Here is a 20,360-nt window from a genome sequence, read left to right as displayed (position 1 = left end):
CCCAAAACCATGATCCTTACCAACTCAACCCTTGACGCTCAATACAGTTGCTTTCTTTGCAGCAGCAAAGAAAGTGACTGCCGCCCCGCACAGGGGCAGTGCTGATAGACCGACACGAAAACGGGATCCGGCGAAACCAAGCCAAGCGCCCCCAACTACTCCCCATCCAACGCAAGATTCAATTTAAGCACATTCACCCGAGACTCTCCGAGCACTCCAAACTGCCTCCCGCTAGTAGCTTGAGCGACAAGCGCTTCAACGCGAGCCACCGACATCCCCCGCGCCTTCGCGACCCGCGAAACCTGATACGCCGCAGCCGCCGGACTGATTTCCGGATCGAGCCCGCTCCCGGACGAAGTCACCAGATCGACGGGAACAGCCGCCTCATTCCCCGGATCGGCATCGTGCAAGGCGGCAATGCGCGCTTTGATCTCATCGGCGAGCGCCGGATTGGTCGGCCCGAAATTGGAGCCACTAGAACTCCCCGCGTTATAAGGATTCGGCGCAGTAGCCGACAAACGCCCCCAGAAATACCGAGGCGCATCGAACTGCTGCCCGATGATCTCCGAGCCCACGAGACGCCCATCGCGCTCGATCAAACTCCCATTCGCCTGATGCGAAAACGCCGCCTGTCCGATCGCGGTGACGACCGCCGGATACACCACGCCCGTCACGACAGTCAACGCGACGAACAACACCAGCATGGGGCGCAACAGATTCTTCATGATGTTCAACTCCAGCCAAGAGCGGTAATGACCATATCGATGAGCTTGATGAACGGAAACGGCAACACGATGCCGCCCAGCCCGTAAATCAGCAGGTTCCGTCGCAACAACGACGCGGCGCCCAAAGCGCGATACTTCACGCCCTTCAACGCGAGCGGAATCAGAAACACGATGATGAGCGCATTGAAGATCACCGCCGACAGAATCGCCGACGATGGCGACGCCAGATGCATCACGTCCAGCACGCGCAACTGCGGATACGTCGTCGCAAACGCGGCCGGGATGATCGCGAAGTACTTGGCGACGTCGTTGGCGATGGAAAACGTCGTCAGCGAGCCGCGCGTCATCAGCATCTGCTTGCCAATCTCCACGATCTCGATGAGCTTCGTCGGGTTCGAATCGAGATCGACCATGTTGCCCGCTTCCTTCGCGGCCTGCGTGCCCGTGTTCATCGCCACCGCGACGTCGGCCTGCGCGAGCGCGGGCGCATCGTTGGTGCCGTCGCCCGTCATCGCGACGAGACGCCCCTCGGACTGATGCGCGCGGATCGTCGCCAGCTTCGCTTCCGGCGTCGCTTCGGCGAGAAAGTCGTCGACGCCCGCTTCCGCCGCGATGGCAGCAGCCGTCAGCCGGTTGTCGCCCGTCACCATCACCGTCTTGATGCCCATCTTGCGCAGCTCCGCGAAGCGCTCCTTGATGCCGCCCTTCACGATGTCCTTCAGCTCGATCACGCCCAGCGCGCGCGTCGTATCGTTCACGCGCTCGGCCACCACGAGCGGCGTGCTGCCGCGCCGCGCGACTTCATCGACGGCATGCTGCACTTCCTGCGGAAAACGTCCGCCGCGTTCTTCGACGTAACGCTTCAACGCATCGGCGGAACCCTTGCGGATCTCGCGATTCGGCAGATCCACGCCGCTCATGCGCGTCTGCGCGCTGAACGCGAGAAAGGTCGCGTGCAACGTCGCCATGTCGCGCTCGCGGATATTGAAGCGCTGCTTCGCCAGCACGACGATGCTGCGGCCTTCCGGCGTTTCATCGGCGAGCGATGCGAGTTGCGCCGCGTCCGCGAGATCGCGCTCGGCCACGCCGGGCGCCGCCACGAACGTCGACGCCTGGCGATTGCCGAGCGTGATCGTGCCGGTCTTGTCGAGCAGCAGCACGTCGACGTCGCCGGCCGCTTCGACCGCGCGGCCCGACGTCGCGATCACGTTCGCCTGCATCATGCGGCTCATGCCCGCGACGCCGATCGCGGACAGCAGCCCGCCGATGGTCGTCGGAATCAGGCACACGAGCAGCGCGACGAGCGCGGTGATCGTGACGACGTGGCCCTGCTTCGCCGCCTCGACGGAGAACATCGAGAACGGCAGCAGCGTCGCGGTCGCGAAGAGCAGCACGAGCGTCAGCGCGACGAGCAAGATCGTCAGCGCAATTTCGTTCGGCGTCTTCTGACGCTTCGCGCCTTCGACCATCGCGATCATGCGGTCGAGAAACGCCTCGCCCGGATTCACCGATACGCGCACGACGATCCAGTCGGAGAGCACGCGCGTGCCGCCCGTCACCGACGAGAAATCGCCGCCCGACTCGCGGATCACCGGCGCGGATTCGCCCGTGATCGCGGATTCGTCGACCGACGCGACGCCTTCGATCACGTCGCCGTCGGCGGGAATCACGTCGCCCCCTTCGACGAGCACGACATCGTCGCGGCGCAATTCCGTGGACGTCGTGATGCGGATCGGCGATTTCGGATGCGGCTCGTTGAGCTTCTTCGCCATCACGTTGTGCTTCGCCTGGCGCAGCGATGCCGCCTGCGCCTTCGAGCGCCCTTCCGCGAGCGCTTCGGCGAAGTTCGCGAAGAGCACCGTGAACCACAGCCACAGCGCGATCGCGAGGATGAAGCCCGCGGGCGCTTCCGCCTGGCCGGCGAGCGCGGCGAGCCAGAGCACCGTCGTCAGAATGCTGCCGACGTAGACGCAGAACATCACCGGATTGCGCAACTGCGTGCGCGGCGCGAGCTTCCTGAACGAATCGACGATCGCCGGCTTCACGAGCGCCGGATCGAACATCGAACGTGCCGCTGTGCGCGCCTGCCCGAGATTCTCCGGGCGATGCAGCGGCGTTTGATTCTCTTGATTCATGCTGTCCTCGGAAATCAATGGCTTGCGATCATCGTGACGTGCTCGACGATGGGCCCGAGCGCGAGCGCCGGCACATACGTGAGCGCGCCGACCAGAAGGAGCGTGCCGAGCAGGAGCACGACGAAGAGCGGTCCGTGGGTCGGCAAGGTGCCCGCTGTCACGGCGAGACGCTTCTTCGCGGCGAGCGAGCCAGCGATGGCGAGGATCGGAATGAGCGAACCAAAGCGGCCGAACCACATCGCGATGGCGAGCATCGAGTTATAGAACGGCGTGTTCACCGAAAGGCCCGCGAACGCGCTGCCGTTGTTGTTGGCGGCGGAGCTGAACGCGTAAAGCACTTCGGAGAAGCCGTGCGCGCCCGGATTCGCGATGCCCGCCGTGCCCGCCGCGCTCAGCACGGCGATCGATGTGCCCAGCAGCACCAATAGCGGCGTAAGCAGAATGACGATGGAGACCATCTTCATCTCGAACGATTCGATCTTCTTGCCGACATACTCGGGCGTGCGGCCGATCATCAGACCCGCGACGAACACCGCGAGCAACGCGAACGCGAGCATGCCGTAGAGACCGGAACCGACGCCGCCGAAGATCACTTCGCCGAGCTGGATCAGCAGCATCGGCACGAGGCCGCCGAGCGGCGTCAGCGAATCGTGCATGCTGGAGACCGCGCCGCACGATGCGGCGGTCGTCGCGACCGTGAAGATGCCCGATTGCGCGATGCCAAGGCGCGTTTCCTTGCCTTCCATGTTGCCGCCGGCCTCTAGCGTGGACGCTTGCGTATCGACCTTGAGCGACGCATAAAGCGGATTGCCGGCCTGCTCCGATGCAATCTCGCCCCAGCACGCGACGGCGAACGCGATGGTCATTGCCGCGAGCACGGCATAGCCCTGACGCCTGTCGCCGACCGTGCGCCCGAACACGACGCACAGCGCAGCCGGGATGATCAGCATCGCGAGCATCTGCATGAAGTTCGAGAACGGCGTCGGGTTCTCGTACGGATGCGCGGAGTTCGCGTTGAAGAAACCGCCGCCATTCGTGCCGAGCATCTTGATCGCTTCCTGCGAGGCGACCGGCCCCATCGGCAGCGTCTGTTTCTCGGCCTTGAGCGTCTGCGTGACGGGCTTGCCTTGTGCGTCGGTGGATTGCGTCTGATATGTGGTGACCTGCAGCGTCGATACGTCCGGATACGCCTTGAAATTCTGGATCGCGCCCTGGCTCACGAAGACGAGCGCGAACACGACGGCAAGCGGCGCAAGGATGTAGAGCGTCGTGCGCGTGAGGTCGACCCAGAAGTTGCCGATGGTCTGAGCGCTATGCCGCTTGAAGCCGCGAATCAGCGCGATGACGACCGCGATGCCCGTCGCCGCCGAGAGAAAGTTTTGCACGGTCAGGCCGAGCATCTGCGCGAGATAGCCGAGCGTGCTTTCGCCGCCGTAGTCCTGCCAGTTCGTGTTGGTCACGAAGCTGATGGCGGTGTTGAACGCGGCATCGGGCGTCATCCCGGCCATGCCTTGCGGATTGGCGGGCAGCGTGCCCTGCAGGCGCAGCAGCGCATACAGCACGAGCGCGCCGAGCACGTTGAAGAGCATCACGGCGAGCGCGTAATGCTTCCATGACATCTCGGATTCGGGATCGACGCCGGCGATGGGATAGAGCATCGATTCGATCGGGCGTCCGATCTTGCGCACGATAACGGACGATCCGTCGAGCACGTTCGAGATATAGCGGCCGAGCGGAATGGCCAGCGCAATCAGCACGACGATGAAGAGCGCCGTCTGCATGAAGGTGTTGGCGTTCATTCGAGATCCTCCGCACGCAGAAGCGCGTACACGAGATACACGAAGAGCAGCAGCGTGGAAGCCGCCGCGAGCCACAGCATCCAGGCGCTCATGGACGCCCTCCCGTCGCGCGGCGGCCGAGTCGCTCGCAGCCGCGCGTGAGCGCCACGCAAAGTCCCCAGAACAGGACGATGCCGGCGAGGTAAATCAGGTCCATTTTGGTGTTCTCCCCTTGTGCGGTTCAGGACAAGGTGGAGATTAAGAAAATGGACGTAAAGGGCGGGAAAAGAGTGGGAGGCGGGGTGTAAAAATGGTGTAAAAAAACGCCCGCCTTGGATAGGCGGGCGCTAATGCTTCGTGCCTTGCGTGAGTGAGCCCGAGTCGATCTGATCAACCGGGCGTCACATCACACGAAAGTTCCGCATAAAGACCACATAGAGCACAGGCAACAATGGAATGGCGAGGATCATCAGCGCGCCATCTGCCGCCACGGTCACGGGCGTCGCCAGCAGGATGACTTTCTTCGCATTGGAGTAATGCTGCTCCCTGACGGAGACTTCATAAGACTGGTTCAGCAGCATGGGATTGACCTTCGACCGGTCGAAACCTTTCGCGTCATATCGCCGCCCGCTAAGCCTGAACGAGAGAGACCGGCGTTGCGGATCGATTCCAAGATTTCCCAGTTCCTCCTTCTGCTCTTCGCTGAAGCTCGCCGCCTTGTCGAGATTCAAGACGAAGGAACCGCTGACATTGCTGTCTCCGTCTACGTAGAACTGATTGACATCTGCGGTCATTCCGGCGTGAAAGGGTGACTGAAGGACATCCACGAAGTGATCCGGCGCATCGAAAATATAGTGATAATTCTTACCAAGAAACACTAGCGTCTTCTGGTCAGCCGAGATAAGCACACTGCTTATCGTTTCCGCGTACCTGTAGTAATCGGGCGACTTTGCTTCCTCGTTCAATCCGGATGTCAGGCACCCGCTGAGAGCGAAAGGCATCGATACCGTGAGGGCAATAAACTTTCTTCTTTTCATTTGACGTCCTTTGACCGCATCGCCGCCTGTCGTTGGTTCAAACAATCAGCGCGAGCAATCGGCGTTCGTCGCGACCAACCTCTTGCAATCCATCCACTGCACACCCGATGCCGTCAACCGGTCATGCAACCAGGGCACCGCAACCTGCGCCTTCGGATGAATATCGTGAAAGAGAATGATCCCGCGTCGCCACAGCAGCATGAGCGTGAGCACGCGCTGTTTGAGTTCATCCGCGCTCACCTTCTCGTTCCAGTCTTGCGAATCGATATTCCATAGCGCCACACGCAGGCCTTGCGATGCGAAGAAGTCGCCGCTGTCCGCTCGGCGTTGACCATAGGGCGGCCTGAAGAGCGGAACGAAACTGTCCGGCAGATTCGCCTGCGCCAGCCCGATGCTCCGCGCCACCGACTCTTCCCACGACGGCCAGGTTGCGTGCGAACGATGCTCCCAGCCATGCGCGCCGACGCACATGCCGCGATAGGCATACGCCATCGACGACGCACCCGCCTGCTGCAAGCGCGCTTGCAACCGCGTCCCGAGCGTGAAGAACACGCCATTCAAGCGAGCGTCTCGCAACGTCCGCAGCAACGCGTCGGTTGTGCCGCCGGCGGTGGTCGGGCCATCGTCGAAGGTGAGCAGGAAGGTGCGGTCGGCGAACTCGTTGCCGTCGATCTCGCGCGACGAATACGTGTCGATCTCACTGCTGACCTTCGGAAAGAGCGCGGCCAGTCTCAGCAGTTCGTCGAGATACGTGTTGTGAAACGTCCGAGCCTGCGATGACCACGCGCGATACGGACTATCCGCCGGGACTGCGAAGGCTTTGGCCGCGTTCATGAAGTCAGCCTCGCCATGCACCTTTACGCAAAACGGAGCACTCGGCGTGCAATTCGCCGATGCGTTCAGATAGTTTCCGGTCAGACGCTTCCAATAACGGCCCCGAATACGATCGACCGATGCCCGATCGAACGATTTCACCTTCAGCCGGCTCTGCAACTCGGCGTCTGACAGTTGTTCGCTATCGGCCAGCGCTTTGCCGAATGCGAGAAGTTCGGCGCGCGAAGCGAGATCGAAGTTCTCCGTACTATCGATGGATGTCGGCCACGTCCCGCGATCGCCGATGGCGACCGAAACCGGACCTGCCGCGTGCGACGACATCGCGGCGAATGCCATGAGCATCGCCGCGAGAGCTTTCTTGTACATGTGATGAGCGATGCGGGCCCCGGCGCGATGCCGGGGCCTGGATTGAACGGATTTAGCGATTGCTGACGCGCGTAATGGCGGCGTCGTAGACCGGATTCGACTTTTCGCGTCGCGCTGCGCGGTAGTTGCTCAATGCGTCGGTGAACTGGCCGGCGTCCTCATAGATGCGGCCGATGTTGTAGTACGAACTGGCGCGGACCGTCGCGGCCGTCGCTCCATTCGCGAGCGCGATCGCCTTGCGATTGGCCCAGATGGCTTCGGCAGCACGTCCGGCCTTCTGGAAGGCGAGCCCGAGATTGCTGTACGCCTGGCCGAATTCCGGATTGAAGCTGATCGCCTCGCGGTACAGCCAGATAGCGTCGTCGAAGTTGCCTGCGTGATAGGCACGCTCGCCGTCCTTGTTGATCAGGCTCGCGCGGGCCGCGTCGACATAGTCCTGATTGGACGGCACGATTCTCAACTGCTCGTCGTTGTAGTTGTCGATGGTGCCGAGCACCTCGCTCGCTCTGACCGTCACGCCGCGCATGGTGTTGATGTCCTGAATCTCGCCCTCGCCGTTGACGCGGAACACGGTCCACAGATTGCCCGCCTGACGCGGCACGCTGAACGTTCGAACCAGCGACTGGCCGACATACACGAACACCCTTGCCTCGCTGTTCGCAAGCTCCGACGACGCGGGGTTGCTCTCGTTGCTGAAATCGTGCACGGCGAAGACGTAGGTCTGGCCGGAACGCTTGTGATCGAGCGTGATGGTTTCCGGACCGTAGCTATCCGTGTGGTCGACATCCAGATTGGCGTCGTCCCCGGCTTAGCGTTGAAAGTAGACGTGATTCTGCGGATAGGACACGTGCAGATCGAGATCGCGCGGGCGCTGTCCCCATGTAAGCACGACGCGCATGCCATCCAGATTCTTCATCACCGGACTCAGCGCATAGGACAGTCCAGCGCATGGGCACCTGGCGGCCAGATCGGAATAACCAGCCTTCTTGATGATCAGAAGCACCTTGCTGTCATTCGCCATATCGGCTGGAATCTGCGCAGCGCCTTGTGCATCACTCTGGATACGAACCGACTGGGCGCCGTCCCTTTGAAGAATGACAGTCGCGCCGGATATCTTTTAGGAGTAGACGGTTGATTGATGTTGGACATTGCTTTTTCTTCATTACGATGAATGAAGCGATTCATCGCATCGCTACTTCTTCGGATACCGAATCATTAAAGCATAGCAATCGCCGATTCGCTCGATCTAGCAGCCGATGCGCAATTTCTTCAAATTTCCGCAAAAGCCATACGGCACCGTGGACAACAGCGCAGCATGCTGCAATGCTCGCGACCGGACATACGAAAGGACCGCACACTCGAGGCAAGCATCATGGAACCAACCGAACATCAACTAGACGTGCGTCAAATCAACACCGAGATACAGTCGCCCACGCTCGAACCGGACGTCGCTCTCTTCGTCGGAAAGAACGCGAAGTACTACGCGTACAAATGGTCCTTTCTGAACAAACGCGGGCAGCCAAGATGTACATGGAACGGAGCCGCGTTCGTGATCGGTCCAATTTGGCTCGTCTATCGAAAGATGTACTGGCAAGCTGGAGCGTTGTTCGCGGCTGCTGTCCTGCTTCGGTTCGCCGTCGGTTCGCTGGGAGATGGGGCTGGCGGCTTTGTGTCGTACGCGATTTCGTTCGCGCTGGGACTCTCCGGCAATCTTCTCTACCGGGAACATGTGCTAAGGAGCATCGGCAAACTTCGCAGCGAGGGTTCATCCGGCAGCGCGCCGGAATACGAACTGTGCCGCAAGGGCGGCACGAACGCCGCGGCGGCATGGATGCTCGCGCTTCTGATGATCGTGGTTCTGGGCATTGCCCTCTTCGGCTGACGGTGTGTCGGGGATGGGAGTGGCTTTGCTGCAAGCGTTTGAAGCAACGATGTCACCCGCCCTCAACCACCACCGCCACACCCACGCACACCCACTGCACGACCGCAAGCATCACGCTCGCCCTGAGCAGTCGAGTCACGCCGCGCACCCGTGCATCGAGCGGCCGGCCGGCACGCGATGCAGCGGTCCATCCGAGCTCGATCAGCACGCGGTCGAGATCATCGAGCGTCGAAGATTCCATTGCGGCAAGCGTGGCGAACAACTGTCGGTCGATGACGATTCGCACCATTAGCCACGAAGCGCCTATGCCCGAACATGTGCTGATGAGCGCGATCAGCGTTCGCACGTAATGCAAATGCTCGCAATGAATGGCGACACCGCACCCCACGCCTGCCGCTGCCAAGGCGACCGCGCACGCACAGCAGCCAGCATCGAGCGCACCACGCGCCGCGGCGATGAAATAGGCGTTCATCCTTGTCTTCCATGAACCGTGCAATGATCGATCCAGTCCTGCAGCAACGCGACGGTGTCCTTCGACCAGACCGCGCGACGCTGCGCCGACCGCACAGCCAGAAGTGCCGCGCGTGCATCGTGCAAACCTTGCGTCTTCGCGATCCATGCCGCCGCGCACAGCACGCTGCGCCCATAACCGAGCGCACAGCAAACCAGCACATCGCGCCCGTCGCGATGCAACTCACCGAGCGCCTCGACAGCCGCGTTCAGACGCAGCAGAGTCGGCGGCACGAGATCCAGATGCGGCACGCATAGGTACACATGCGATTGATCGAGCGCGATCCAGCGCGGCATCTCGGCCGTCAGATCGAGCAATGCATCGAAACCATGCTGCCGCCATTCGCGAGGCGTCGGCGTGCGACCGATGGAGACGCCGGTCGCAACGCGAACAGGCGATGGCCTCTTGCGCGTCCATAACCGTGAGTTGATGAATGCGCCAGCGATAGCCGGAGCGAGCAGCAGACGGACGGCCAACGGAATGCGGCCCCGCTCGTCCTTCTGAAACGCGGCAGGCGAGCCTTGCCAATAAATCCACGCAACGCAAGCGAATGCCAGCGAAACCCATCCCGTGACAAGCGCGGCACCAACGGCATGCCTCACAAGGCTCAACGTGAATGCGGTCAGCGCGACCGCGACGGTCGCATAGACGCCAGCTATCCGCCGGCTTCGCGCGCAAGGGAGCGCGGCGCGGGTCACATCGTCTGCGAGAGGAAAGAGAAATAGCGCAAAGGCACCCACCGCCGCGCCGGTCGGCACGTCGATCACATGGTGCTGCCATGTGGTCAGAACGGAAACACCGATCGCCATGAACCAGAGATGCAAGACCGCACGAGCAGCTTTGTTCCGCAGAACGCCCGCGTAGAACGTCCAAAGCACGATCAGCAATCCGATGTGCAGCGATGGAGCCTGGTTATACGGCTTATCGATGCCCGTCAGGAGGTCGAATAGCACCCCGGTCACACCGCTCGAGACTGGCCGCTCGGCGCCGAAGCTCAACGGCCACGCGATGAAACATGCCACGGAGATCACTTGCACCGTGAAAAGCCTGCGGACGTGCGCGTAGAGCGCCGCGCGCCTGACGCACAACAGGAACGAGAGCGCGTAGAACACATCGATGGACCAATACGGCACGATGCTCCACGGCATGAACGGAATGGCCCGTTCCCATGCGAATGCGAAGGTGGGCACCGAGGCGCGCGTCGACGCCAGCCAGTTCGCGAAGGCGTATGTCGAAAAGAACAACGCGCCCATGATCGCGAGCCATCCGGATCGCAACATCAAGGAGGCGTCCCGTTCGCTTCGCGCACCGGCGACGGACAAGGCAGCGCTATTCATCAGGACGCGACGCGCTCGGCAAGCGTCACCGTGAAGATCCCCTTTTCATCGATGCGCTGCGTGATCTTGCGAAAGCCGGCGCGCGCGACGAGTTCGTCCATTTCCGCCTGCGAACGGCGACGCATGACCCACGCTGTCTCGCCACGATGATTCCCAAGCACGCGCGCAATGAATTCGAGCTGCGGATGCCACGGCTGTCCGGTATAGACGAGGTAGCCGCCAGGTTGCACGGCGCGCGCGAGACCACGGAGCGACTGTTCTATCGAAGCGTTGTCGCCAAAAAGCTCATACAGCCCTGACACGATCGCAAGCGTCGGACGGGGATCGAGCGCGGCGAGCGAGGCCTCGTCGAAGGCATCGCCTTGCTCGAAACGCGCAACGCTTTCGAGACCACGTTGCGCAATCAGAGCGCGTCCAGCATCGACGTTCGGCGCGCTGTAATCGCGCAACAGAATGTGCTCGGGCGACACGCCATCGCGACGGGTCACCGCGGCGATGGCGTCAAGGACATAACGGCCATGTCCCGCCGCGATATCGACGATCCGGACCGTCTCGCCCGAGCGCGTGATTCGCGTCATCGCCTCGGCGATCAACGCCTCGATATTGATCTTGCGCTGACGGATGCCCACCCAGCCAGGAGAGTCGAGGTAGTTGCGATCGATGTGCCGCCCCACACATCCGCGTCCCCTCGCTTCGTTGCGGTACACGTAGTCGAGCGTCGAGCCGGAATCGAACCCGAGCCGATGCCCAAGTGCAATGCCCTCCGAGAATGCGCCGCCCACCCGCAACCCCGCGCGCGCAGTCATCCAGTACAAACGCGCGAGCGGACTGGCGGGAGCTTGTTTCAACGCTTCGTATTCCGCATGAAAAGGTCCGCGCGTGTCGGCATCCACGAGCGAGACTCGCGCGCAAGGCGCCTCGAACTCACGCAGCAGAAACGCCCGCAGCGGCGCGAGCGCCTGCGCGCGGTCGCGTTCACCGAGCGTATCGTGATAGAAACCGGGCAGCACGATGCGCTCCTTGCGCGCCGACCCGAGCCGCTCGAAGAAGCGTTCCTGCGGTCCGCGATGCACGACCCAATCCGCACCCGAGATCAGCAGTTGCGTCGGCACGGTGATGGCGGCCGCATCGTCGACGATGCGCCTCGCCGTGTCGTGCAGGTCCAGCAGCATATTGACCGCGATCGGCCGCGTGATCAGCGGATCCGCGGCATAGCTGGCGATGCGCTCCGGATCGTGCGTCAAAAATTTTGGCTTCACATAGCTGTTCACATAGAACAGACCGCGAAGCTCGTGCATCAGACGCAATCCCGGACGTGCAAATGGCACGTACAGCTTGATATGAAACGCCGGCGATGCGAGCGCGAGACAGCGCACGGGCGGCGCATAATCGTGCGCCCAGGCCGCGGCCAGCACGGCGCCGACGCTCTGACCGACGACCGCCATGTCTTCGATGGCGACGCCATGAACGTCGCGGATGTGTTCGACGAAGCACTGGAGGTCGCGCACGCAAGCCGCTGCGTTCGGACTGTATCCGCGCGCGCCGGGCGAACGTCCGTGCCCACGCGCGTCCCACGCAAAGAAATCGTAGCCAGGCATGTCGAGTTCATCGACCAGATGCGCGACACGCGCCGAATGCTCGTGCCCCCGATGCAGCAGCACCACAGCGCCGCTGCGTGTCGCGCCCGCCGCGGGCCAGTGCCGATAGAAAAGCGCTTCACCGTCGTGAGTCGTGAAGCGCGCCTCTTGTGCGCGTCGAATAGTCGCTTGAGTCATGTGATTTTTGCCTTCGTTGTTTCGATGTTGCAGGTAACGCTTAACGGCCCGTTTCACGCGATAAGCGAACGCCCATCGCGACGCGTCTGATCGCAGTCAATACCGCGAGTGCGATCAGTGCACGCCACAGCCAGACGAACGTCGAACCGACCGGCAGCCCCATTCCGAACCAGAGCGCAAATGCCCCGAGCGCCAGCGCGCGGTCGCTCTTGCCGAATGGCCCGTCGTAGCGACGATCCGCGCCGGCCAGTGGTCCGATCAGTCCCGCGCACTCGACTACGCACGCCGTCCAGGCGAAGAGCCACACGTCCGATGGCGCGAAAGCCGGCACGGCCAGAAACGGCAGCACGAGCGCCGTGTCCGAGATCACATCGCCTAGTTCGTTCAGGTAAGCGCCCAATGCGCTCTTATGGCCGTGTTCGCGCGCAAGCATGCCGTCGATGGCATTCAGCGCCATGCGGATGAAAAGCCACAGCGGAATGAGCAGAAACAGACCGCGCTCGGGATAACCGAGCCACGCCGATGCACCGACTGCCATCGATCCAAGCATCGCGGCTACCGTGACCTGGTTTGCGGTCACGCCTCGCCGCGCGAGCCAATTTGTGAATGGACGAAGCAGAATTTGGAAGCGCGGCTTGAGTGCGTAGAGGCTCATTGCGATGTTTTCGCCGGTTCGTCGACCATGCCTGACGTCCCGATGGATCGAAAAAGCCGCTACTATCAGGGCACTTTTGCATCCCGTCAACCGTTAGGATTGCAGAGCCTCTTTGTTATGCAGTTCTGTTATCACTTGCTAAACATCTGACACATCTTGTCAAGACCACTTGCTCAGTCGATGCGCATGTGAACGGAATATAAATAAGCAATCCACACCACTACCGACTCATGAAACGGATATATGCCTGGCAACGCGATTTACTGTTATCTCTCGTTCGCTTGGTCGCTGGAGCCTACCCAGTCTGTCATGTCTCTCGTGCAGGCGAAACTCAACAGATCTACTTCTCGAATCACACGAGCCATATCGACACACTCGCTATCCTCGCTGCGTTGCCGCGCAGTTTGCGCGATTCCGTGCGGCCCGTTGCTGCGCGCGACTACTGGAACGCCAACGCGCTCAAGCGACATATCGCGCAGAAACTGCTGAACGTCGTGCTGATCGATCGTCGACGCGAAGGAGATGGCGATCCGCTCGATCCGGTTCGCGATGCGCTCACGAAGGGGCATTCGGTGATTATCTTTCCCGAAGGCACACGTGGCACGGATGCTTTGCCGCAAGGCTTCAAGAGCGGACTCTTTTATCTGGCAAGCGAGTTTCCCGGCATCGCCCTCACGCCGGTCTATCTCGAGAATCTTCAGCGGATCATGCCCAAGGGCGCGATCTGGCCGATTCCGTTGATCTGCAAAGTCCATTTCGGCGCGGGCGAAGCGCTTCGGGCGACCGATGACAAATCTGCTTTTCTCACACGCATGCGCGATGCGATCGTCGCGCTGGCGCCATCGGCTTGCTCAGACTGAGCTTGCTGCCACAACATCTCCGATTCTCGAACATGCCAGAACTGTTTTGGAAATTGATCGCGGGCGTGGCGGGCTTTCTCGCCGTCGCGACCGTGACAGGCGCCATCCTCGCCGCCCGGCCGAATGGCAAGAGCGCGACTATCGTCAACCTCAATGAACGCATCCGCGCGTGGTGGGGCATGGTCGCCGTCATGGCGATCGCCATTGGACTCGGCGAGACTGCAACTTATGTGGTCTTCGCGCTACTGTCATTCCTCACGTTGCGCGAGTTCATAACACTCACCCCGACCACGCCGAGCGATCACTCGACGCTGTTCCTCGCGTTCTTTGTCGCGGTTCCCGTTCAGTACATTCTGCTTGGCATCAACTGGTACGGCATGTATTCCATCTTCGTACCGGTGCATCTCTTCTTCGCGATGTCACTGGTATCGGCGCTGACGCAGGATACGCGCGACTTTCTGAGTCGCAATGCACGCATTAATTGGGCGCTGATGGTCTGCGTCTACGGCCTGAGCCACGCCGCCGCGCTCCTGACGCTCGACATTCCCGGCTATCGCGGGCAGAACGCGTTATTGCTCTTCTACTTCCTGCTCGTCGTGCAGATCAGCGATGTCTTGCAGTACGTCGTGGGGAAACTGTTCGGCAAGCGCAAGATCGCACCCGTGCTTTCGCCTTCTAAAACGGTCGAAGGCTTCGTCGGCGGTGGCGCGCTGGCGACCCTTTGCGGCGCGGCGCTTTACCGGATCACGCCATTCGGCTTCGGCGCGGCGCTCGGCATGTCGTTCGCCATCGTTCTGGCGGGGTTCATCGGCGGGCTGGTTCTTTCAGCGGTGAAGCGTTCGCTCGGCGCGAAGGACTGGGGCTCGATGATCGCCGGACACGGCGGCATGCTCGATCGTGTCGATTCGATCTGCTTCGCCGCGCCTGTGTTTTTTCATCTGGTCAGATTCGTTTATGTGTGACGTCTGCGAGCCCGCCCCCGCCCCACCGCTCCGCTAGAATCGAGCCTTCAGCGCAACGGCCGCGCTCTACGAAGAAAACGGGCACTCATGAAAATCGCCACCTGGAACGTCAATTCCCTCAAAGTCCGCCAGCAGCATGTCATCGACTGGCTCGCGCTCTCGGGCGTCGACGTGCTGTGCCTTCAGGAACTGAAGCTCCCCGACGAGAAATTTCCCCGCGCCGAACTCGAAGCCGCCGGCTACAAAAGCTGGTTCGCCGGGCAGAAGACGTACAACGGCGTCGGCATTCTGGTGCGCGCCGATGCCGGCTTCCAAGTCGATGAAATCAGCGTCGTGCGCAACATTCCCGGATTCGAAGATCTGCAGCAACGCGTGATCGCCGCGACGATCGACGGCGTGCGCATCATCTCCGCATATTTCCCGAACGGACAGGCGCCCGGCTCCGAGAAATTCGCCTACAAGATGCGCTGGCTGGACGCACTGCGCGAATGGTTGCGCGAAGACATGGCGCGTCATCCGCAGCTCGCGTTGCTGGGCGATTACAACATCGCGCCGGAAGACCGCGACGTGCACGATCCGAAAGCATGGGAAGGCCAGAACCTCGTGTCGCCCGAAGAGCGCGCGCACTTCGCGCAACTCGTCGGGCTCGGCCTGACCGATGCCTTCCGCAAGTTCGAGCAGGCCGAGAAGCTCTTTACGTGGTGGGATTACCGGATGATGGCGTTTCGCCGCAACGCGGGGCTGCGCATCGACCACATCCTGCTGTCGGCGGAACTGGCCGCGCGCTGCACGTCATGCGAAGTCGACAAGGTGCCGCGCAAGTGGGACCAGCCGTCGGACCACGCGCCCGTGATCGCGACGATCGGCTGATCCCGTCGTAACGACGTTCACGCGTCGAGATGCAACTCCTGAATCTTGCGCGTGATCGTATTGCGGCCGATGCCCAGACGCTCCGCCGCCTCCACCTTGCGCCCGCGCGTGAAGTCGAGCGCCTCGCGGATCACCGCCGCTTCGAAACGGCGCGCGAGTTCGTCCATGACATCGGCGGAATTCTCGCGCAACAGTCGCGCGACTTCCGTGCGCAAGCCGTTCTCCCACACGCTCGCCGCGACGCCCGCCGGCGCCGCCGCGATCGGCGCGGATCCGGCGCCGTTCACGGCATTGGGAACCGGCGCGACCGCGCCATCCGTCGATACGGCGAGACTCTCGGCGCTCACCTCCTGACGCGACGTGAGATCGGGCGGCAGATCCTTCTGCTCGATCACCTGCGCGGGCGCCATCACCGTGAGCCAGTTGCACAGGTTCTCCAGTTGACGCACGTTGCCGGGAAACGGCAGCGACGCGAGATACGCGAGTGCATCGTCCGACACGCGCTTGGGCTCGACACCCAGATCGCGCGCGCTCTTCTGCAGGAAGTGTCGCGTGAGCAGCGGGATATCCTCGCTGCGTTCGCGCAACGCCGGCAGACGCAGCCGAATCACATTCAATCGGTGATACAAGTCCTCGCGAAACAAGCCCTGCCGCACGCGCGATTCGAGATTCTGATGCGTCGCCGCGATCACGCGCACGTTCGCCTTCAGCGGATTGTGCCCGCCCACGCGATAGAACTGCCCGTCCGACAGCACGCGCAGCAGGCGCGTCTGGAGGTCGAACGGCATGTCGCCGATTTCATCGAGAAAGAGCGTGCCGTTCTCGGCTTGTTCGAAGCGGCCCTGACGCATCGCCTGCGCGCCGGTGAACGCGCCGCGCTCGTGCCCGAACAGTTCGGACTCCAGCAGATCCTTCGGAATCGCCGCCGTGTTCAGCGCGATGAAGGGTCCGTTTGCGCGTGGGCTATGTCGGTGCAAGGCGCGCGCGACAAGCTCCTTTCCGGTGCCTGATTCGCCCGTGATGAGCACGGTCGCCGCCGAATGCGACAGACGGCCGATCGCGCGGAACATGTCCTGCATCGCGGGCGCCTGACCGAGCATCTCGGGCGTCTCGGTCACGCGCTCGTCGACCGACGCTTCGCCGCGCATGCTTTCATCCACGGCGCGGCGGATCAGCTCGACGGCCTTGTCGACATCGAATGGCTTGGCGAGATATTCGAAGGCGCCGCCCTGAAACGCGGCCACTGCGCTGTCGAGATCCGAGAACGCCGTCATGATGATGACAGGCAAGCCCGGCAAGCGGTCGCGCACGGTCTGCAGCAGTTCCAGCCCGGACCCGCCCGGCATGCGGATGTCCGAGACGAGCACTTGCGGGCTTTCTCCTTCGAGCGCGGCAAGCGCGTCGCGCACGCCGGAGAAGCTGCGCGTCGTGAAGTTTTCTCGTGCGAGCGCCTTTTCCAGCACCCAGCGGATGGATTGGTCGTCGTCTACTATCCAGATCGGCTTCATATCGTTCGGCGAGAAGTCTTCGTGTGGTTCGGTGTGAGCCCGTCGAAACGGTCAGGCGTCAAAGCATGCGGCACTACGTTCCTTGGCGTGAAGTCGCTGGTCAATTCTCGAACGGCAACAGGATGGCGAACTCGGTACAGCCCGGCCGGCTTTCCACTTCGATCAGCCCATCGTGCTGATGCACGAACGACTGCGCGAGCGTGAGGCCGAGACCGCTGCCGTCTTCCCTGCCCGATACGAGCGGAAAGAAGATCCGGTCGCGGATTTCGCTGGGGATGCCGGGACCGTTGTCAGTGATATGCAAGTCCAGTGCCAGTTTGTGCAGCTTCTTGCCGATGGTCACCTTGCGCGCGATGCGCGTGCGCAGCTCGATCTTCGCATCGCCTTGTGAGATGCGGTCCTTCAGCGCTTCGGCCGCGTTGCGCACGATGTTCAGCAGCGCCTGAATCAACTGTTCCTTGTCGCCGCGCAGATCGGGCACGCTCACGTCGTAGTCGCGCTCGATCGTGAGGCCGCGCGGAAACTCCGCGAGGATCACGGCGCGCACCCGCTCGCAGACTTCGTGGATGTTCACGTCGCCCACGATATGCGGATGCCGGTGCGGCTCCAGCAAGCGATCGACGAGCGTCTGCAGCCGATCCGATTCCTTGATGATGACCTGCGTGTATTCGCGCAGTTCGTCGCGTTCGCGCGCGCCGAGTTCGAATTCGAGCAACTGCGCCGCACCGCGAATGCCGCCGAGCGGATTCTTGATCTCATGCGCGAGATTGCGGATGAGCTGCTTGTTGACCGCGGTGAGATCGTGGATACGCTCTTCGCGGTCCGTGCGCAGATGTCGCTCGTTCTCGAAGAGTTCGAGCAGCACGTATTCCGGCGCGGCTTCGAGATAGCCGACGATCGCATGCACATGCACCGGCTCGCGATTCTGCCTCTCGAGCACCGCGTCGAGCCGCGTCGCGTTGAAGCGGTTCTCGGCGATCGACGCGATCGTGGTCGCGAGCTCGTCCGCGTTCGCGAAGAGGTCGGGCCAGTTCGTCTGCGTCAACTGCTTGCGCGACATTTCCAGCATCGCTTCGGCCGATGGATTCGCATACGCGATCCGCAGATTGCGCACGTCCAGAACGAGCACGTTCGTGGGCAGCGCCTCGAAGCCGGGCAGCAGTCCGCTTGCCGCGAGCTGCGTATTGTCGGAGAGCGCATCGGCGTGGCCTTTGCGCGCCTTGATCAGATTCTTGAGCACCATCGTGCAGTCGATGAGGTCGTTCGTGACACCGATCTTCTTATCGTTTCATGACACTGAGCAGCGATTAAAAAAGGGACGGCGCGCCGTCCCTTTGGATCACTGTTCAGCACACGTCGCGCGCCTCATCGGACTGCTCACGACAAAACGCGCTTCGATCATGCTGCTTTACAGCGAGTAGTACATCTCGAACTCGATCGGATGCACCGCCTGACGATAACGCTGCAGCTCGTTCGTCTTCAGTTCGATGTATGCGTCGAGCATCGAATCCGTGAACACGCCGCCGCGCGTCAGGAACTCGCGGTCCGCGTCGAGTGCGTCGAGCGCCTGGTCGAGGCCCGCGCAAACGGTCGGGATCTTCTTGTCTTCTTCCGGCGGCAGGTCGTACAGATTCTTGTCCGCGGCTTCGCCCGGGTGAATCTTGTTCTGCACGCCGTCGAGACCCGCCATCATCAGCGCGGAGAAGCACAGGTACGGGTTCGCGAGCGGATCCGGGAAGCGCGTTTCGATACGGCGGCCCTTCGGGTTCGAGACGTGCGGAATACGGATCGATGCCGAACGGTTGCGAGCCGAGTAAGCCAGCTTCACCGGCGCTTCGAAGTGCGGCACGAGGCGCTTGTACGAGTTCGTGCCCGGGTTCGTGATCGCGTTCAGCGCGCGCGCATGCTTGATAATGCCGCCGATGTAGAACAGCGCGAATTCCGACAGACCCGCGTAGCCGTTGCCCGCGAACAGGTTCTGACCGTCCTTCCAGATCGACTGGTGAACGTGCATGCCCGAACCGTTGTCGCCGACGACCGGCTTCGGCATGAACGTCGCCGTCTTGCCGTACGTGTGCGCCACGTTATGAATGATGTACTTCATCTGCTGCAGCCAGTCCGCGCGCTGAACCAGCGTCGAGAACTTGGTGCCGATTTCGTTTTGGCCCTGGCCCGCCACTTCGTGGTGATGCACTTCGACCGGAATGCCGATCTGCTCGAGCAGTAGACACATTTCCGAGCGGATGTCCTGGAACGTGTCGACGGGAGCGACCGGGAAGTAGCCGCCCTTCGTGCCCGGACGGTGGCCGGTGTTGCCGCCTTCGAATTCCTTCGCCGACGACCACGGTGCTTCTTCCGAGCCGATCTTCACGAACGTGCCCGACTGGTCCGTGTTCCACTGCACCGAGTCGAAAATGAAGAATTCCGGCTCCGGACCGAAGTAGGCGGTGTCGCCGAGGCCCGAGCTCTTGAGATAGGCTTCCGCGCGCTTCGCGAGGGAACGCGGGTCGCGCTCGTAGCCCTTGCCGTCGGCCGGCTCGACCACGTCGCAGGACAGAACCAGCGTCGATTCTTCGAAGAACGGGTCGATGAAGGCGGTGTTCGCGTCCGGCACGAGCAGCATGTCCGACGCTTCGATGCCCTTCCAGCCTGCGATGGACGAACCGTCGAAAGCGTGGCCGCTTTCAAATTTGTCTTCGTCGAATGCCGAGACCGGCACGGAAACGTGTTGTTCTTTGCCGCGCGTGTCGGTGAAGCGGAAGTCGACGAACTTGACGTCCTCGTCCTTGACGAGTTGCATGACGTCGGCCACGGATTTACTCATTACCTATCTCCTGATTAACAAAAGTCGGCGAATCGCTTCGCCGCCCCGACCAATCCTGTACTTCGATTCAATCGAGGATGGAAAAGCAGCTTCCGTGCCAAGCGCACCATCTTCGCGCTAAGCGCTTGAAGCAGCGCGCGTTTTGGGTGAAACCACTTCGCTTTCGATGGCGGCGTTCGTGTCGCCGTCTCCGCGTCGAGCACCAAATCAGTGCAGCACGGTTTGTCTGATATTTCTTCAGCACTTTCATAGTGCATCGGACTCTTCTTGCACCAATTTCGCGCGCGGTGTCGAAACTGCG

20 protein-coding genes are annotated in these 20,360 nt (G+C 61.8%); 5 read left to right on the top strand and 15 right to left on the bottom strand.

Annotation, left to right across the window (positions count from 1 at the left end; all coding sequences use genetic code 11):
- Positions 1-155: 155 nt before the first annotated feature.
- From kdpC to NCT05_RS05995, 8 genes are all read right to left on the bottom strand, one after another.
- On the bottom strand, positions 156-725 hold the full coding sequence (gene kdpC, locus NCT05_RS06030) for a potassium-transporting ATPase subunit KdpC (protein ID WP_250501906.1): 570 nt from the start codon (positions 723-725) through the stop codon (positions 156-158).
- Between the two features lie 5 nt (positions 726-730).
- On the bottom strand, positions 731-2,860 hold the full coding sequence (kdpB, locus tag NCT05_RS06025) for a potassium-transporting ATPase subunit KdpB (protein WP_175979918.1): 2,130 nt from the start codon (positions 2,858-2,860) through the stop codon (positions 731-733).
- Between the two features lie 14 nt (positions 2,861-2,874).
- A complete protein-coding gene (gene kdpA, locus NCT05_RS06020; RefSeq protein WP_250501905.1) occupies positions 2,875-4,659 on the bottom strand; it encodes a potassium-transporting ATPase subunit KdpA in 1,785 nt (594 codons plus the stop codon).
- Positions 4,656-4,751, bottom strand: a complete 96-nt coding sequence (kdpF, locus tag NCT05_RS06015) for a K(+)-transporting ATPase subunit F (protein ID WP_008350504.1) — start codon at positions 4,749-4,751, stop codon at positions 4,656-4,658. The genes kdpA and kdpF overlap by 4 nt, the downstream gene beginning before the upstream one ends.
- Positions 4,748-4,855 carry a potassium ABC transporter ATPase gene (locus NCT05_RS06010; RefSeq protein ID WP_193788594.1) on the bottom strand — a complete coding sequence of 36 codons (108 nt, stop codon included), beginning with the start codon at positions 4,853-4,855 and terminating at the stop codon, positions 4,748-4,750. Before NCT05_RS06010 ends, kdpF begins: the two co-directional genes overlap by 4 nt.
- A 184-nt stretch (positions 4,856-5,039) precedes the next feature.
- On the bottom strand, positions 5,040-5,675 hold the full coding sequence (locus NCT05_RS06005; RefSeq protein WP_250501904.1) for a YidX family protein: 636 nt from the start codon (positions 5,673-5,675) through the stop codon (positions 5,040-5,042).
- A gap of 45 nt (positions 5,676-5,720) precedes the next feature.
- Entirely contained in the window at positions 5,721-6,875 is a 1,155-nt protein-coding gene (locus NCT05_RS06000; protein ID WP_250501903.1) for a polysaccharide deacetylase family protein, read from the bottom strand.
- A gap of 52 nt (positions 6,876-6,927) precedes the next feature.
- Positions 6,928-7,581, bottom strand: coding sequence for a tetratricopeptide repeat protein (locus tag NCT05_RS05995; RefSeq protein ID WP_250501902.1), 654 nt, complete (start codon positions 7,579-7,581; stop codon positions 6,928-6,930).
- A 30-nt stretch (positions 7,582-7,611) separates the two neighbouring features.
- Between NCT05_RS05995 and NCT05_RS05990 the strand changes: the two genes are divergently transcribed.
- Both NCT05_RS05990 and NCT05_RS05985 read left to right on the top strand, forming a co-directional pair.
- Positions 7,612-8,010: a hypothetical protein gene (locus NCT05_RS05990; RefSeq protein ID WP_250501901.1), complete on the top strand. Its 399-nt coding sequence runs from the start codon at positions 7,612-7,614 to the stop codon at positions 8,008-8,010.
- Between the two features lie 237 nt (positions 8,011-8,247).
- A complete protein-coding gene (locus NCT05_RS05985; RefSeq protein ID WP_008350511.1) occupies positions 8,248-8,757 on the top strand; it encodes a DUF2628 domain-containing protein in 510 nt (169 codons plus the stop codon).
- A gap of 52 nt (positions 8,758-8,809) precedes the next feature.
- Here the strand turns inward: NCT05_RS05985 and NCT05_RS05980 are convergent, their stop codons facing one another.
- Genes NCT05_RS05980 through NCT05_RS05965 form a run of 4 tightly spaced genes read right to left on the bottom strand, consistent with a single transcriptional unit; the run spans position 8,810 to position 13,035 of the window.
- On the bottom strand, positions 8,810-9,229 hold the full coding sequence (locus NCT05_RS05980) for a hypothetical protein (RefSeq protein ID WP_250434403.1): 420 nt from the start codon (positions 9,227-9,229) through the stop codon (positions 8,810-8,812).
- Positions 9,226-10,548, bottom strand: coding sequence for a phosphatase PAP2/dual specificity phosphatase family protein (locus NCT05_RS05975; RefSeq protein ID WP_502801775.1), 1,323 nt, complete (start codon positions 10,546-10,548; stop codon positions 9,226-9,228). The genes NCT05_RS05980 and NCT05_RS05975 overlap by 4 nt, the downstream gene beginning before the upstream one ends.
- A gap of 56 nt (positions 10,549-10,604) precedes the next feature.
- Positions 10,605-12,380, bottom strand: a complete 1,776-nt coding sequence (locus NCT05_RS05970) for a bifunctional alpha/beta hydrolase/class I SAM-dependent methyltransferase (protein WP_250501899.1) — start codon at positions 12,378-12,380, stop codon at positions 10,605-10,607.
- 40 nt (positions 12,381-12,420) lie between these two features.
- A complete protein-coding gene (locus NCT05_RS05965; protein ID WP_008350520.1) occupies positions 12,421-13,035 on the bottom strand; it encodes a CDP-alcohol phosphatidyltransferase family protein in 615 nt (204 codons plus the stop codon).
- A 230-nt stretch (positions 13,036-13,265) separates the two neighbouring features.
- Here NCT05_RS05965 and NCT05_RS05960 point away from each other — a divergent pair, with 230 nt between their 5' ends.
- From NCT05_RS05960 to xth, 3 genes are all read left to right on the top strand, one after another.
- Positions 13,266-13,895 (top strand): lysophospholipid acyltransferase family protein, encoded by a 630-nt coding sequence (locus NCT05_RS05960; protein ID WP_250501898.1) that lies wholly within the window; start codon positions 13,266-13,268, stop codon positions 13,893-13,895.
- Between the two features lie 32 nt (positions 13,896-13,927).
- Positions 13,928-14,857 carry a phosphatidate cytidylyltransferase gene (locus NCT05_RS05955; protein ID WP_250496762.1) on the top strand — a complete coding sequence of 310 codons (930 nt, stop codon included), beginning with the start codon at positions 13,928-13,930 and terminating at the stop codon, positions 14,855-14,857.
- Between the two features lie 87 nt (positions 14,858-14,944).
- The gene (gene xth, locus NCT05_RS05950; protein WP_250501897.1) at positions 14,945-15,727 is read left to right on the top strand and encodes an exodeoxyribonuclease III; all 783 of its coding nucleotides are present in this window, start codon (positions 14,945-14,947) and stop codon (positions 15,725-15,727) included.
- A gap of 17 nt (positions 15,728-15,744) precedes the next feature.
- Here xth and ntrC read toward each other — a convergent pair whose 3' ends face one another.
- The 3 genes from ntrC to glnA all read right to left on the bottom strand — a co-directional run bounded on the left by ntrC (position 15,745) and on the right by glnA (position 20,059).
- Complete coding sequence (gene ntrC / locus NCT05_RS05945) at positions 15,745-17,235, bottom strand: nitrogen regulation protein NR(I) (RefSeq protein WP_008350524.1); 1,491 nt, start codon at positions 17,233-17,235, stop codon at positions 15,745-15,747.
- Positions 17,236-17,335: 100 nt separating this feature from the next.
- Complete coding sequence (gene glnL / locus NCT05_RS05940) at positions 17,336-18,478, bottom strand: nitrogen regulation protein NR(II) (protein ID WP_250501896.1); 1,143 nt, start codon at positions 18,476-18,478, stop codon at positions 17,336-17,338.
- Positions 18,479-18,643: 165 nt separating this feature from the next.
- A complete protein-coding gene (gene glnA, locus NCT05_RS05935; RefSeq protein ID WP_008350526.1) occupies positions 18,644-20,059 on the bottom strand; it encodes a type I glutamate--ammonia ligase in 1,416 nt (471 codons plus the stop codon).
- Positions 20,060-20,360: the final 301 nt, after the last annotated feature.

Origin of the sequence: Caballeronia sp. AZ7_KS35 (assembly GCF_023631045.1) — a bacterium.
Lineage (GTDB): Bacteria > Pseudomonadota > Gammaproteobacteria > Burkholderiales > Burkholderiaceae > Caballeronia > Caballeronia zhejiangensis.
Note: the sequence above shows the minus strand (reverse complement) of the source record. Positions and strands in the feature narration are given on the sequence as shown.

Excerpts from the sequence above, each read along its gene's own strand:
- kdpC (WP_250501906.1), bottom strand. The coding sequence starts at position 725 with ATGAAGAATCTGTTGCGCCCCATGCTGGTGTTGTTCGTCGCGTTGACT.
- kdpB (WP_175979918.1), bottom strand. The coding sequence starts at position 2,860 with ATGAATCAAGAGAATCAAACGCCGCTGCATCGCCCGGAGAATCTCGGG.
- kdpA (WP_250501905.1), bottom strand. The coding sequence starts at position 4,659 with ATGAACGCCAACACCTTCATGCAGACGGCGCTCTTCATCGTCGTGCTG.
- kdpF (WP_008350504.1), bottom strand. The coding sequence starts at position 4,751 with ATGAGCGCCTGGATGCTGTGGCTCGCGGCGGCTTCCACGCTGCTGCTC.
- NCT05_RS06010 (WP_193788594.1), bottom strand. The coding sequence starts at position 4,855 with ATGGACCTGATTTACCTCGCCGGCATCGTCCTGTTCTGGGGACTTTGC.
- NCT05_RS06005 (WP_250501904.1), bottom strand. The coding sequence starts at position 5,675 with ATGAAAAGAAGAAAGTTTATTGCCCTCACGGTATCGATGCCTTTCGCT.
- NCT05_RS06000 (WP_250501903.1), bottom strand. The coding sequence starts at position 6,875 with ATGTACAAGAAAGCTCTCGCGGCGATGCTCATGGCATTCGCCGCGATG.
- NCT05_RS05985 (WP_008350511.1), top strand. The coding sequence starts at position 8,248 with ATGGAACCAACCGAACATCAACTAGACGTGCGTCAAATCAACACCGAG.
- NCT05_RS05980 (WP_250434403.1), bottom strand. The coding sequence starts at position 9,229 with ATGAACGCCTATTTCATCGCCGCGGCGCGTGGTGCGCTCGATGCTGGC.
- NCT05_RS05975 (WP_502801775.1), bottom strand. The coding sequence starts at position 10,548 with ATGTTGCGATCCGGATGGCTCGCGATCATGGGCGCGTTGTTCTTTTCG.
- NCT05_RS05970 (WP_250501899.1), bottom strand. The coding sequence starts at position 12,380 with ATGACTCAAGCGACTATTCGACGCGCACAAGAGGCGCGCTTCACGACT.
- NCT05_RS05965 (WP_008350520.1), bottom strand. The coding sequence starts at position 13,035 with ATGAGCCTCTACGCACTCAAGCCGCGCTTCCAAATTCTGCTTCGTCCA.
- NCT05_RS05960 (WP_250501898.1), top strand. The coding sequence starts at position 13,266 with ATGAAACGGATATATGCCTGGCAACGCGATTTACTGTTATCTCTCGTT.
- NCT05_RS05955 (WP_250496762.1), top strand. The coding sequence starts at position 13,928 with ATGCCAGAACTGTTTTGGAAATTGATCGCGGGCGTGGCGGGCTTTCTC.
- xth (WP_250501897.1), top strand. The coding sequence starts at position 14,945 with ATGAAAATCGCCACCTGGAACGTCAATTCCCTCAAAGTCCGCCAGCAG.
- ntrC (WP_008350524.1), bottom strand. The coding sequence starts at position 17,235 with ATGAAGCCGATCTGGATAGTAGACGACGACCAATCCATCCGCTGGGTG.
- glnL (WP_250501896.1), bottom strand. The coding sequence starts at position 18,478 with ATGGTGCTCAAGAATCTGATCAAGGCGCGCAAAGGCCACGCCGATGCG.
- glnA (WP_008350526.1), bottom strand. The coding sequence starts at position 20,059 with ATGAGTAAATCCGTGGCCGACGTCATGCAACTCGTCAAGGACGAGGAC.